The sequence below is a fragment of the Halarchaeum acidiphilum MH1-52-1 genome, assembly GCF_000474235.1.
Lineage (GTDB): Archaea > Halobacteriota > Halobacteria > Halobacteriales > Halobacteriaceae > Halarchaeum > Halarchaeum acidiphilum.
The window spans coordinates 1-11,866 of record NZ_BATA01000076.1 but is presented as its reverse complement, the minus strand read 5'-3'; the positions used below and the strand labels follow the sequence as shown (position 1 = coordinate 11,866).

General features: G+C 69.7%; 11 protein-coding genes. 3 read left to right on the top strand and 8 right to left on the bottom strand.

Features of this window, described 5'->3' with window-relative positions:
• Nucleotides 1-77 precede the first annotated feature (77 nt).
• Nucleotides 78-1,310 carry an ornithine cyclodeaminase gene (locus AOZ13_RS11570; protein ID WP_020221958.1) on the top strand — a complete coding sequence of 411 codons (1,233 nt, stop codon included), beginning with the start codon at nt 78-80 and terminating at the stop codon, nt 1,308-1,310.
• A gap of 21 nt (nt 1,311-1,331) precedes the next feature.
• Here AOZ13_RS11570 and AOZ13_RS11565 read toward each other — a convergent pair whose 3' ends face one another.
• The 8 genes from AOZ13_RS11565 to AOZ13_RS11530 all read right to left on the bottom strand — a co-directional run bounded on the left by AOZ13_RS11565 (nt 1,332) and on the right by AOZ13_RS11530 (nt 8,642).
• Nucleotides 1,332-2,726 (bottom strand): FAD-dependent oxidoreductase, encoded by a 1,395-nt coding sequence (locus AOZ13_RS11565; RefSeq protein ID WP_020221959.1) that lies wholly within the window; start codon nt 2,724-2,726, stop codon nt 1,332-1,334.
• A 226-nt stretch (nt 2,727-2,952) separates the two neighbouring features.
• Complete coding sequence (locus AOZ13_RS11560; RefSeq protein WP_021780657.1) at nt 2,953-3,147, bottom strand: cold-shock protein; 195 nt, start codon at nt 3,145-3,147, stop codon at nt 2,953-2,955.
• Nucleotides 3,148-3,337: 190 nt separating this feature from the next.
• Entirely contained in the window at nt 3,338-4,390 is a 1,053-nt protein-coding gene (locus AOZ13_RS11555) for a deoxyhypusine synthase (RefSeq protein ID WP_020221961.1), read from the bottom strand.
• 49 nt (nt 4,391-4,439) lie between these two features.
• Complete coding sequence (locus tag AOZ13_RS11550) at nt 4,440-5,204, bottom strand: Nif3-like dinuclear metal center hexameric protein (protein WP_020221962.1); 765 nt, start codon at nt 5,202-5,204, stop codon at nt 4,440-4,442.
• Nucleotides 5,205-5,356: 152 nt separating this feature from the next.
• A complete protein-coding gene (gene speB / locus AOZ13_RS11545) occupies nt 5,357-6,199 on the bottom strand; it encodes an agmatinase (RefSeq protein ID WP_021780656.1) in 843 nt (280 codons plus the stop codon).
• Nucleotides 6,200-6,203: 4 nt separating this feature from the next.
• Nucleotides 6,204-6,584, bottom strand: coding sequence for a translation initiation factor IF-5A (locus AOZ13_RS11540; protein ID WP_021780655.1), 381 nt, complete (start codon nt 6,582-6,584; stop codon nt 6,204-6,206).
• A gap of 56 nt (nt 6,585-6,640) precedes the next feature.
• The gene (locus AOZ13_RS11535; RefSeq protein ID WP_021780654.1) at nt 6,641-8,290 is read right to left on the bottom strand and encodes an ABC1 kinase family protein; all 1,650 of its coding nucleotides are present in this window, start codon (nt 8,288-8,290) and stop codon (nt 6,641-6,643) included.
• A gap of 1 nt (nt 8,291) precedes the next feature.
• Complete coding sequence (locus AOZ13_RS11530) at nt 8,292-8,642, bottom strand: Hsp20/alpha crystallin family protein (protein WP_021780653.1); 351 nt, start codon at nt 8,640-8,642, stop codon at nt 8,292-8,294.
• Nucleotides 8,643-8,732: 90 nt separating this feature from the next.
• On the opposite strand from AOZ13_RS11530, the gene AOZ13_RS11525 reads away from it, so the two are divergent.
• Complete coding sequence (locus AOZ13_RS11525) at nt 8,733-9,953, top strand: molybdopterin molybdotransferase MoeA (protein ID WP_049934101.1); 1,221 nt, start codon at nt 8,733-8,735, stop codon at nt 9,951-9,953.
• Nucleotides 9,950-11,815 carry a molybdopterin biosynthesis protein gene (locus AOZ13_RS11520; RefSeq protein ID WP_049934100.1) on the top strand — a complete coding sequence of 622 codons (1,866 nt, stop codon included), beginning with the start codon at nt 9,950-9,952 and terminating at the stop codon, nt 11,813-11,815. Before AOZ13_RS11525 ends, AOZ13_RS11520 begins: the two co-directional genes overlap by 4 nt.
• The last annotated feature ends 51 nt before the right edge of the window (nt 11,816-11,866 follow it).

The following is an 11,866-nucleotide window of genomic DNA, read 5'->3' as shown; positions in this document are numbered from 1 at the left end:
GCGCCCTCAATTACAGCTAAAACGCCACCGCACCGCCGCGACGCAACTCTGATTGCGTCCGGCGACGACGACCGCGTATGACCGTTTCGCGGACTGTCGAACTGGAGGGGCACATCATCGACTCGGGGACGATGCAGCGGTGCTTCGAGGTGATCATGGACCTCGGGGGCGACTTCGACGTCGAGGCGTTCGACGTCGGTCACCACAAGGACGAGGAGTCGTACGCGCGCTTGCGCGTACTCGCGCCGGACGACGCGGCGTTGCAGTCCATCGTCCACGAACTCCACCAGTCGGGCGTGAACCCGGCTGATCCGGAGGACGCGACGCTGACGCCCGCGCCCGCGGATCGCGTGGTTCCGGCGGGCTTCTACTCGACGACGAACCACCCGACTGCGGTGCGCGTCGAGGGCGAGTGGGTCGAGGTCGCGGACATCGAAATGGACTGTGCGGTCGTCGTCGAGGGCGTCGGCGAGGAGGGAGAGACGACGGCGCGCACGCAGGTGTTGAACGGCATCGAGGCGGACGACCTCGTGGTGACGGGCGAGGCCGGCATCCGCGTGCGCCCGCCGGATCGCCCCCGCGACGCGTCGGGACCGTTCGGCTTCATGCGCGGCGGCGTCTCCGCGGAACGCCCCTCCGTATCGCGCATCCGGACGGTCGCGGAGGCGCTCGCGGAGGTCAAGGCCGACGGCGGGAACGTCCTCGTCGTCGCCGGTCCCGCCGTCATCCACTCGGGCGCGGGCGACGCGCTCGCCCGACTCGTCCGCGAGGGGTACGTGGACGCGCTCTCCGCGGGCAACGGCTTCGCGACGCACGACGTCGAGCGCGGGCTATACGGGACGAGCCTCGGCATGAACATCGAGACGCTCGAACACCCACGGAAGGGCCACAAACACCACATCTACGCGATCAGCGAGATCGTCCGCGCGGGCGGCATCGCCGAGGCCGTCGATGACGGGATCGTCACGGAGGGCGTGATGTACGAGTGCGTGGCGAACGACGTCGACGTCGTGCTCGCTGGGTCGATCCGCGACGACGGCCCGCTCCCGGACACGATCACGGATACGGTCGAGGCGCAAAACGAGATCCGGCGCCAAGCGCACGAGGCGGACATGGTTGTGATGCTCTCGACCCTGTTGCACTCGGTGGCGGTCGGGAACTGCCTGCCGTCGTCGACACGCGTCGTCTGCGTGGACATCAATCCCGCGACCGTCACGCAACTGCTCGATCGCGGAAGCGCGCAGGCGGTCGGTCTCGTCACGGACGTCGGGACGTTCGTGCCGACGCTCGCGGACGAACTGCTCGACTAGCGTGCGGAGGCGACGCGGGCGTTACTCTTCGCTCTCGTCACTGGGCGTCGCCGCGACACCCTCCTCGGCGTGCTCGTCGGCGCGCGGGAACTGATCGATGGTGTCGGCGCGGAAGGCCTCCTCGTCGAACTCGTACGCGCCGTCGAAGAAGTCCATGACGGTGTGCGTGTCGCGCATGGCGTTCTTCAGGCAGGTGGAGGCGCCCGGCGACGGCGTGATGTTGAAGACGATGTCGTCGCCGACGATCTTCGCCTCCCCCATGTCGAGGCTGTGCTTCGACGTGTCAACGATCTGCGGGCGGACACCGCCGTAGCCCTTCGCGCGCTGGATGTCGTCGAGTTCCATCGTCGGGACGACCTTCTGGACGTCCGGGAGGAACGCCCGACGACCGACCTCGGGGAGGTCGTAGATCAGGTTGCGGATCACGAACGGGAGGAGGATGCGGTCGGCGAGGATGTTCGCGTAGCTGAGGAAGGAGGGGAGGTTGAGTCCGAAGACGTCGAGGAAGTCCTCGACGGTGCTCAGCCGGCCGCGTTCGAGCTCGGGGACGACCTTCGCGGTCGGCCCGAAGCGGGTGATGGAGTCGTCGTGAACGTCCGCGTCGCCGTGGACCGCGGCGAACGGGAGCTTCTTCATCTGGAGGGTGTACACCTTCCCGTTCAGCGGGCCGTCCTCCGCGAGGAAGAAACTCCCCGCGACGGGGAGGAGCACCATGTCCTCACCGTAGCCCATCTCCTTTGCGATCTGGAGGCTGTGCGATCCCGCGGCGACGACCGCGACATCGCAGTCGAGGGGTCCCTCGTCGGTCGTGAGGGTGTAGCCGCGCGTCGTCTCGGTGACGTCCTCGACCTTCGTGCCGGTGTAGACGTCGACGCCCGCCTCCTCCTCGGCGGCCTCGACGAACGACTTCGCGGTCTCGCCGTAGTCGACGACGTAGCCGTCGGGCGTCTGGAGCGCGAGCAGTTCGTCGCTCGGATCGCGGCCCTCGACGACCTTCGGTTCGACCTCCGAGATCTCCTCGCGGCCGATCGGACGAAGCTTCGGGTAGAGGTCGCCGAAGCCCTCCTCGTCGTAGCGTGATTCGAGCGAATCGACCTCCTCGTCGCCGACGCCGAGCACCATCTTCGAGCGCTTCGAGTGCATCTCGCGCTCGGCGTCGTGGTTCTCCAGATAGCCGGCGAGAAGTTCCGCGCCCTCCTTGACCTCCTCTGCCTTCTCGAGGGTGTAGTTCGTCTCGATATCGCCGAAGTGGAGCGTCTGAGAGTTGTTCGTGTGGTGGGAGTTGATCGCCGCGATCTCGTCTTCCTTCTCTACGAGTGCTACCGACTCGACGTCGGTGAACTTCGCGACCGTGTAGAGGAGCGATGCGCCGCTGATGCCGCCGCCGACGATGACTAAGTCGTACTCTCCGGACATGGTTAGAGTGTGGGTAAGGCTATCTCGGTTGTCTCGCTCCACCCGCTTAACTCATGTTTTATCGCCGCGTCAGCGCCCGACGTCCGTCGAATTGTGGGTTCGACGGTCGTGTAAGTAGCGGCGGGTCAGGTCGACGAGCGCGACCGACAGGGCCGTCGCTCGGCGAGAAGTGCACCGCAAAAACAGCAGTGTTCGACGTCGCCCGGGGGCGACGGTGTGTCGGAGCTTACGCGCGGACGACGTTCGTCGCGCGGGGGCCCTTGGGGGCGTCCTCGATCTCGAAGTCGATCTCCGTCCCCTCCGTGAGGTCCTCGCCGCCGACGTCCTCCATGTGGAAGAACACGTCCTCGTCCGCGTCGTCAGTCTCGATGAATCCGTAGCCGCCCGTGTCGTTGAAGAAGTCAACCGTACCGTGTGCCATTACAAATATACGAACGTCCGCCCCACGGATAAGTGCTGCGTGACTGCCGTTGACTATGCGCTATCCGGTGGACGAATATTTCGTTTTCGCCAGCGACGGCGGATAGCCGACCACACCGTCAGTTCCCCGTGCAGGAACTACCTGACCCGGCCACAGCGGGCACAATTACGGTGGGATCGACGGTTCGGTCTCACTCGATGCGCTCGCGCGTCGCCGCGGTGACGAGCGGGAGCGTGATCGTCGCGTCGCCGACGACCGTCGCGTTCTCCGCGCTCGGCGTCAGTTTGCCCCACGAGCGCGCCTCGTCGAGCGACGCACCCGAGAGGCCGCCGGTGTCCGTCGAGTCCATCGTCAACTGGACGGCGTAGTCGTACGCGCCGGGGACGACGAGCATCGTCTGGAGGACGTAGTTCTTCGGGACGCCGCCGCCGACGAGCATCGCGCCCGCGCGATCGGCCTCGTACGCGAGGTCGTTGAGGTGCGTCATGTCGGAGAGCGCGTCGAGCGTGAAATCGCTCGTCTGGGAGTACATCCACGCCTGTAAGCCGAGCACGGAGTCCTGAATCGCGGGAACGTAGACCGGCACGTCGTTCTCGTAGGCCGCGGCGGCGATCCCCGCGTCCTCCTCGACGTCCGCCGCGGCGTTGCGTTCGCTGTTCGCCTTCCCGAGCGCCTCGGTGAACTCCTGAATGGACACCGTCCGCTCGACCTCCGGGAAGACGTGCTCGCGGAGGTGGTTCTCGAAGAGCGCGAAGTGCTCCTGCGGGAGGAAGACGTTGTAGATCCGATCCACTTGCTCCTCGCGCAGCGCCTCGTCGTAGTCGCGCTCGCTCATGTCGACGTGCTCGTCGTCCGCACTCAGGCGGTGGTCCTCGGGACCCGCGTGGCCGTGGTGGTGTTTGCCGCCGACGGCCTCGATGGTATCGTGCGTGAGGTTCGCGCCCGTCGTGACGAGCGCGTCGATGTGGCCGTCACGGATGAGGTCCGCGACGATCTGGCGCATCCCCGTCGGCACCATCGCGCCCGCGAGACCGAAGAAATTCGTCACGTCGTCGTTTCCGAGCATCTCCGCGTAGACGTCGACGGCGTGACTGACGTCCGCCGCGCCGATGCCCGCGTTCCCGTACTGCTCGACGAGTTCGCCGACCGTCATGTCCGCGTGGACGTCCGCGTGGCCGAGCGGGTCGTGATGGAACTCCTCGCGTTCGGGCGTCTCGTGGCCGTGGTCGTCGTGATCGCTCATGGCACGTACTCGGGGCGTCAGCGCTTTGAATGATCCGGGTTCGTCGGCGTCAGAGTCCGGTCGCCACGTCGAGGAACGTCACCTCGGGACCCCACTCCGCGGTGAGCGCCATGAGAGAGCGCACCCCGAACGTCTCCGTCCCGTAGTGCGTCCCGCAGAAGACGTTCAGGCCGGCCTCCTTCGCCTCGTGGTAGGTCTTCCCCTTCGGTTCGCCTGTGACGAGCGTGTCGACCCCCGCCGCGACGGCCTCGTCGAGGAAGTCCGCGCCCGCGCCCGTCACGACCGCGACGTCCTCGATCGTCTCCGGCCCGAAATCGAGGCGGCGCACGCCCGTCCCGCCGTGATCGAGTTCGGCTTCGAGGAGCCGATGCACGTCGTCGCGCGCGAGACCGTCCGCCGAGCCTCGCACACCGATGGTCTCCGGGCCGACGCGGCCGAACCCCTCGACGCCCGCGAGGTCGAGGAGGTCGGCGATCCCCGCGGCGTTCCCGAGGTCCGGGTGGCCGTCGAGCGGGAGGTGCGAGACGTAGAGCGCGACGTCGTTCTCGATCAGGGGAGCGATCCGGCCGTACTGGCGCTCGGTGACGCGCTCGATACCGCCCCACGAGAGCCCGTGGTGCGTGACGAGGAGGTCGGCGTCTCGGTCGGCGGCCGCCAGCGCGGTCTCGCGGACCGCGTCCACGGCGAACGCGACGCGCTCGACTGACTTCTCGTCCGTCCCGACCTGTAGGCCGTTCGCGGAGGCGTCCACGTCCGCGTAGTCGTCCGTCCGCAGTCGCTCGTCGTAGCGCGCGACGAGGTCGGAGAGGTGCATGCGTGGAACACGAGCCGCCCGCCTCAAGAAGGGTGCGGGAGTTCACGTGCGATGGCGGAGCCACACCGTCGCGTGACCTGAGAACGGCCCGTCGGCGGCCACCGCGAAACGGTGGTGCGGTCCCGACGGACGCGATGCACCACCTGTTCGCCCTATTCGTCCCGAGCGCCGTCGGTCGCGGCATCCGCGGTCGCGTCCGCGTGCGCGAACACGAAGTCCCGCAGGAGCTTCGCCGCGAGCGTCGCCGCCTGCCCGTCGTCGCGGTCGTTCACCTCCACGACGTCGAAGCCCGACGCGTGCGGTGCGACGGCGCGCACGACGTCGCGGAGTTCGCGCGAGGACAGCCCGTACGGCTCGGGCGTCCCCGTCCCGGGCGCGTACGCGGGATCCGCGGCATCGATGTCCACCGAGAGGTAGACGTCTCGTCCCTCGAAGCCCTCTGGCGGCGTCCAGTCGGCGACGGCCTCGGGTTCGACGACGGTGACGTCCGCCGCGTCCGCGCGCGTCCACTCGGTCTCGCTCCCGGAGCGCGCCCCGAGGATCACGGCCTCGTCGGCGCCGCGGAGCGCGTGGCGCGTCACCGTCGAGTGGCTCCACGGATCGCCGTCGTACTCGTCGCGGAGGTCGAGGTGGGCGTCGCAGACGACGACGACGTCCGGTGTGAGCGCGCGGATCGACGCCACCGACACCGTGTGCTCGCCGCCGATCGTCAGCGGGATCGCGTCGTCGCGGACGATCTCGCGGCAGACGCTCGCGAGGTAGCTGATGTACTCCTCGGCGTCGTTCCACGCGTGCACGTCACCGTGGTCGGCGACGCCGAGTGAGGAAAAGGTCTGGTCGGTCGCGCGGTCGTAGTCCTCGAACGTCCCCGCGAACCGGCGGACGCGTTCGGGACCGAAGCGCGCGCCGGGGCGGAAGGACGTGGAGACGTCGAGCGGCGCGCCGACGACCGTGTAACGTGAAGCAGAGGGGTCCGCCGTCGCGCCGGGGAACATCCGATTACTGGAGGACCTTGCGCTTGCCCTCCCACTCGAGGTACTCGATCTCGTCGTCGGGGGAGACCTCGACGTCGCCCGGAATCTCCATCGTCACCGTCTCGTACGTTTCGAGGTCCATCACCTGCACGACGGTATCGGACTCCGTCGAGACGATCTGGCCCTGCTTGCGGTCGATTATGGGGACCCAGATCTTCGCGTCGACCGGCTGGCTGAGCGAGCGGCGCTTGCCGTCGAAGACGCCGCGGGCCTCGATGCGGGCCTTCGCGCTGCCGTGCTTCCCCGGCTTCGCGGTCGAGTAGCCGTCGATCTTACACGCGGCGTCCTCGACGATGACGTAGTTTCCTTCCTGCAGGTCGCGGACTTCCTTCTGCTCTTTCGCCATGCACTCGGATTCTCGCCTGCCGGGTATAAACGGTTTGGAACGCGCCAGCGGGCGCGTCAGCGCTCACCACGGCCGGCGGCGAGACCCGGCGTCGCGCGCCCGCCACGACGCCGGCGGAACGAGCGCCAGCAGAGGAGACCGATTCCGATCGTGCCGACGCCGACCGCGAGCGCCGCGGTGTCCGCCGCGTGGATGTACAACAGGCCGGTCGAGACGGCGCCCGCGCCGAACAACACCCCGGTGACGAGGCGCTTCGCGAGCCGATCGAGCGCCCCCGTGGAGTCCTCGACGGCCGCGCGGACGTAGAAGTCGTCGCGATCCACGCGATCGAGGGCGCGTTCGAGCTTCGGCGCGAGACGCAGCGAGGAGCGCGCCGAACTCACCGCTCGATCGCCCGTCTCCGCGACGAACTCGCGGGCGCCGCGCTCGTAGTACCCCTGTTCGCCGAGGTAGTCGGTGGCGACGGAGACGAAGTCGAAGTCGGGGTCGAGCGTGAGACAGACGCCCTCGACGACGGTGGCGACGCGGAGGACGAGCGCGAGGTTCGGCGGCAGGCGGAGGGGGAACTCGTACATCGTGTCCTCGACCTTCGAGACGATCTGCTGGACGCGGTACTGTTCGACGTCCTCGCCGCGCGCGTCCGCGATCGCCAGCTCCATGACCTCCGCCATCGTCGCGCGGTCGGCCTCCGGACTCAGCGTCCCCATCTCGATCAGCGTGTCGAGGATCGCCTCGATGTCCTGATTCGCCACCGCGACGTAGAAGTCGACGATGTGATCTTGGACCGCCTCGTCGACGCGCCCGCTCATGCCGAAGTCGTAGAAGACGACGGTGCCGTCGTCGCGGACGGCGAGGTTCCCCGGATGCGGGTCGGCGTGGAAGACGCCGTCCGCGATGATCATCTGGAGGTAGGTGCGCTCGAGGGTCTCCGCGACCGCGTGCCGATCGATCCCGAGCCGTTCGAGTTCGGCGGTATCGCTGATCTTCGTCCCCGGGACGTACTGCATCGTCAGCACGCGCTCGCCCGAGTGCGAGTCGTAGACCGCGGGGATGGCGACGTCGGGGTCGTCCGCGACGTTCGCGCGGATCTCCGCGAGCATCTCGGCCTCGCGCGAGTAGTCCATCTCCTCGCGGAGCGTCGTCGAGAACTCCTCTGCGACGTTCCGGAGGCTGAACGCGCGCGCGTCATCCACGAAGGTGAGGAGTATCGGGAGCGACCACCGGATCACGCGGAGGTCGGCCTCGATCAGCGCCTCGATGTCGGGGCGGCGGACCTTGACGGCGACGCGCTCGCCGTCGAGCGTCGCGGTGTAGACCTGTCCGAGGCTCGCGCCGCTGATCGCCTCGGCGTCGAAGTCGTCGAACGCCTCCCCGACCGGCCCGACCTCCGCCTCCAAGACCTCGCGGGCGTCCGCCCAGTCCGCCGGCGGCACTTCGTCCTGCAACCGGGCGAGTTCGTCCACGTACGCCGGCGGCAGCACGTCCGGGCGCGTCGACAGCAACTGCCCCAGCTTGATGAACGTCGGCCCGAGCGTCAGGAGGTTGTCGACGAGACGCTCTGCGCGCCGGGTCTGACGCTCCGTCGAGACGCTCCGTCGCCCGCCGACGAGGAGGAAGCGCCGCCGGTCGCGCGCGTACGACCAGATGAGCGGGAGGAAGCGCCAACAGACGACGACGAACCGCCGGTAGGCGCGCAGCGACGCCACGCTACTCCTCGACGGGGATGGTGGCGGCGTCGCCGCCGGCCTTCGGGATCGTGACGTCGAGTACGCCGTCACCGAGGGTCGCCGCGGCGCCGTCGGCCGTCGCGTTCGGCGGGAGGGGAACGTCGAACTCGACGAAGAGCGCGCGTTCCTCGCGCTCGTAGCGGAACGCATCCGGCACGTCCTTCGCGCGACGCGCGTCGACGTGCAACCGGCAGGGCTGGACGTCCAGCGTGAGAGCATCGGCGCGGACGCCCGGCAGATCGAAGACGAGCCGGTATGCGTCGTCGCTCTCGAGGAGGTCGACGAAGACGGCGTCGGGAAGCCCCCGGAGCGCCTCGCGGAGCCGGGTCATACTCCGCCGTTCGGACGCGAGGTCGAAAAAGGCGGTGGTCTCACGTCCGAGACCGGGCGTTTTTCGGCTGTCGATCCCCTCCCGCTAGCCATGACCGGAGCACACGACCGCCGGCACGCCGGGTTCAGAGAGCGCGCCCGGGTGGCCGAGGCCCGCGCGTCGCTCCTCGACGTCGTCGCGGCCCACGAGCGGACGGAGACGGTCGCCGTCGCGGACGCGGCCGGCCGGACGCTCGCCGAACCGACCGAGGCGGCCCGTGCCGCCCCCGGCTACGAGCGCGCGGCGATGGACGGCTACGCCGTGCGCGCCCGCGACACCTTCGGCGCGAGCGAGCGCGATCCCGCCGTGTTGCGCGCGGCCGAAACGATGGGTCCCGACGCCGCGGTCCGCGTCCACACCGGGAGCGAACTCCCCGACGGCGCGGACGCGGTGGTGATGATCGAGGACACGTCGGAGTACGGCGACGACGTCGAGGTGCTGGACGCCGTCGCGGCGCGCGAGAACGTCGGCGCCGCCGACGAGGACGTCGCGGCCGACCAGCGACTCCACGACGCCGGCCACCGCCTGCGCCCCTCCGACCTCGGGCTGTTGAAGGAGAGCGGCGTCCGCGAGGTGTCGGCCTACGATCGCCCCGAGATCGCCGTGATCCCGACGGGCGAGGAGCTCGTGCAGGCGGACCCCGAACCGGGCGAGATGATCGAGACGAACGGTCTCACCGTCTCGCGACTCGTCGAGTCGTGGGGCGGGCGGGCGCGCTATCGCGACGTCGTGACGGACGACGCGGACGCCCTCCGCGCGGCCATCGAGCGCGATCTCGACGCGGACGTCGTCGTCACGACGGGCGGATCGAGCGTCGGCGAGCGCGACCTGACGCCGGACGTCGTCGAGTCGCTCGGACGCCTCGTCTTCCACGGCGTCGCGCTCAAGCCCGGCCACCCGGTCGCCGCGGGCGTCGTCGAAGACACGCCCGTCATCTGCCTCCCGGGATATCCCGTCGCGTGCATCGTCAACGCCGTCCAGTTCCTCCGTCCGGCGCTGAAACGCGCCGGCGGGACGCCGGTCCCGGCGTTCCCGAACGTCGAGGCCGAACTCTCGGGCAAACTCCGCAGCGAACCCGGCGTCCGGACGTACGCGCGGGTGACGCTCGACGAAGCGGCGGACGGACGCATCGCGGCGCCCGTTCACACGAACGGATCGGGCATCCTCTCGACCGTCGCGCTCGCGGACGGCTGGGTGGTCGTCCCCGAGTCCGTGGAGGGGTACGCGGCCGGCGAGACCGTTACTGTCGAACAGTGGGAGGTGTCGCCGTGACGGATCGCAAGGAGTTCCGCGACCTCGCCTCGCCCGCGGAAGCCCACGACGTCGTCGCGTCCCTCGACGTCGCGCCCGAGCCGGAGACGGTCCCGCTCGAGGAGTGTCGCGGTCGCGTGCTCGCCGAGCGCGTGGACGCCGCGATCGACGTCCCGGGATTCGACCGGGCGTCGATGGACGGCTACGCCGTGCGCGCTCGCGACACCTTCGGCGCGAGCGAGCGCGATCCCGTGGTGCTCCCGTTGACCGGCGTCGTCCACGCGGGCGAGGAGCCGGCCGTCGACGTGAGCGAGGGCGAGTGCGTCGAGATCTCGACCGGCGCCGTCATGCCGGACGGTGCGGACGCCGTGGTACCGGTCGAGCGGACGGCGGAGCGCGAGGAAGGGGACGCGATCGCCTTCGAGGCGGCGGTCGCGCCCGGCGACAGCGTGATGGCCGCGGGCGCGGACGTCGCCGCGGGCGAGCGCGCGCTCGGTCCCGGAACCGAACTCACCCCGCGCGAGATCGGGCTGCTCTCCGCGCTCGGCGTCGATGCGGTGCCGGTGAAGGGAATACCGACCGTCGGCGTCATCTCCACCGGCGACGAACTCGTTCGGCCCGGCGGCGACCTCGACCACCGCGCGGGGCAGATCCACGACGTGAACTCGTACGCGATCGCCGCGGCGATCGAGGAGGCGGGCGGCGAGACCGTCCTCTACCCCCACGCGGGCGACGACTACGAGGAGATGGAGCGCCAGCTCCGCGCGGCCGCCGACGAGTGCGACCTCGTGCTCACCTCCGGATCGACTTCCGCGTCCGCGGTCGACATCGTCTACCGCGTCGTCGAGGAGCGCGGCGAACTCCTCCTCCACGGCGTCGCCATCAAGCCCGGGAAGCCGATGCTCGTCGGGCGCCTCGCGGACGCCGCGTACGTCGGTCTTCCGGGCTATCCGGTCTCGGCGCTCACGATCTTCCGGACGTTCGTCGCGCCCGCGATCCGCGACGCCGCCGGGAAACCCGAACCGGAGCGCGCGACCGTCGAGGGCCGGATGGCCACCGACGAACGCTACGGCCGCGGTCGGACGCGACTCGTCCCGGTCGGACTCGTGGCGGACGAGACCGGCGACCTCGTGGTCTATCCCGTCGATAAGGGGAGCGGCGCGACGACGTCGCTCGTCGAGGCCGACGGCGTCGTCGAGATGGACGCGGACACGGACTACTTCGCCGCGGGCGCGTCCGTGACGGTCGAGTTGTTCTCACCGGACGTCCGCCCGCCGTCGGTGCTCTGCATCGGCGAGGACGACCCCGCGTTCGCGCGCGCCCTCGACGGCGTGCGGAACCCCAGATACCTCGCGGAGGGAACGCGCTCGGGCTTCCGACGGCTCCGCGACGGCCTACCGGACGTCGTCGTCGCGAGCGGGCCGGGAGCGCCGAGCGAGGAGACGACGACGCTGGCGTCGTGGACCCGCGAGTGGGGTCTCGTCGTGCCCGAAGGCAACCCCGACGGGATCGAGGGACTCGACGACCTCCTCGACGCCGACCTGACGTTCGTGAATCGCACGACGGCGAGCGGCCTTCGCGCCACCCTCGACGCCGCGCTCGACGAGACCGATGGCGGAAGCGAGCGGATCCGGGGATACGAGCGCACGGTGCGCGCCCACGAGTCGCCGGCGCGACGCGTGCGGGCCGGCGACGCCGACGTCGGTCTCGGTCTCCGCGCGAGCGCCGCGAAGCTCGATCTCGGGTTCGTCCCCCTCGGCGAGGAACGCGTCCGCGTCCTCGCGAATCCCGAGCGCGTCGCGAAAGCGGGGGTGGGGGAGTTGGAGCGCGCGCTCGACGGCATCGCGGGCGTCGTCACCGACCTCCCGGGCTACGACGCGTAGTCGCTGACGGACGAATCGAGTGGCGCGCTGTTCACGTCTCGCGTTCGCTCG

Excerpts from the sequence above, each read along its gene's own strand:
- AOZ13_RS11570 (WP_020221958.1), top strand. The coding sequence starts at position 78 with ATGACCGTTTCGCGGACTGTCGAACTGGAGGGGCACATCATCGACTCG.
- AOZ13_RS11565 (WP_020221959.1), bottom strand. The coding sequence starts at position 2,726 with ATGTCCGGAGAGTACGACTTAGTCATCGTCGGCGGCGGCATCAGCGGC.
- AOZ13_RS11560 (WP_021780657.1), bottom strand. The coding sequence starts at position 3,147 with ATGGCACACGGTACGGTTGACTTCTTCAACGACACGGGCGGCTACGGA.
- AOZ13_RS11555 (WP_020221961.1), bottom strand. The coding sequence starts at position 4,390 with ATGAGCGATCACGACGACCACGGCCACGAGACGCCCGAACGCGAGGAG.
- AOZ13_RS11550 (WP_020221962.1), bottom strand. The coding sequence starts at position 5,204 with ATGCACCTCTCCGACCTCGTCGCGCGCTACGACGAGCGACTGCGGACG.
- speB (WP_021780656.1), bottom strand. The coding sequence starts at position 6,199 with ATGTTCCCCGGCGCGACGGCGGACCCCTCTGCTTCACGTTACACGGTC.
- AOZ13_RS11540 (WP_021780655.1), bottom strand. The coding sequence starts at position 6,584 with ATGGCGAAAGAGCAGAAGGAAGTCCGCGACCTGCAGGAAGGAAACTAC.
- AOZ13_RS11530 (WP_021780653.1), bottom strand. The coding sequence starts at position 8,642 with ATGACCCGGCTCCGCGAGGCGCTCCGGGGGCTTCCCGACGCCGTCTTC.
- AOZ13_RS11525 (WP_049934101.1), top strand. The coding sequence starts at position 8,733 with ATGACCGGAGCACACGACCGCCGGCACGCCGGGTTCAGAGAGCGCGCC.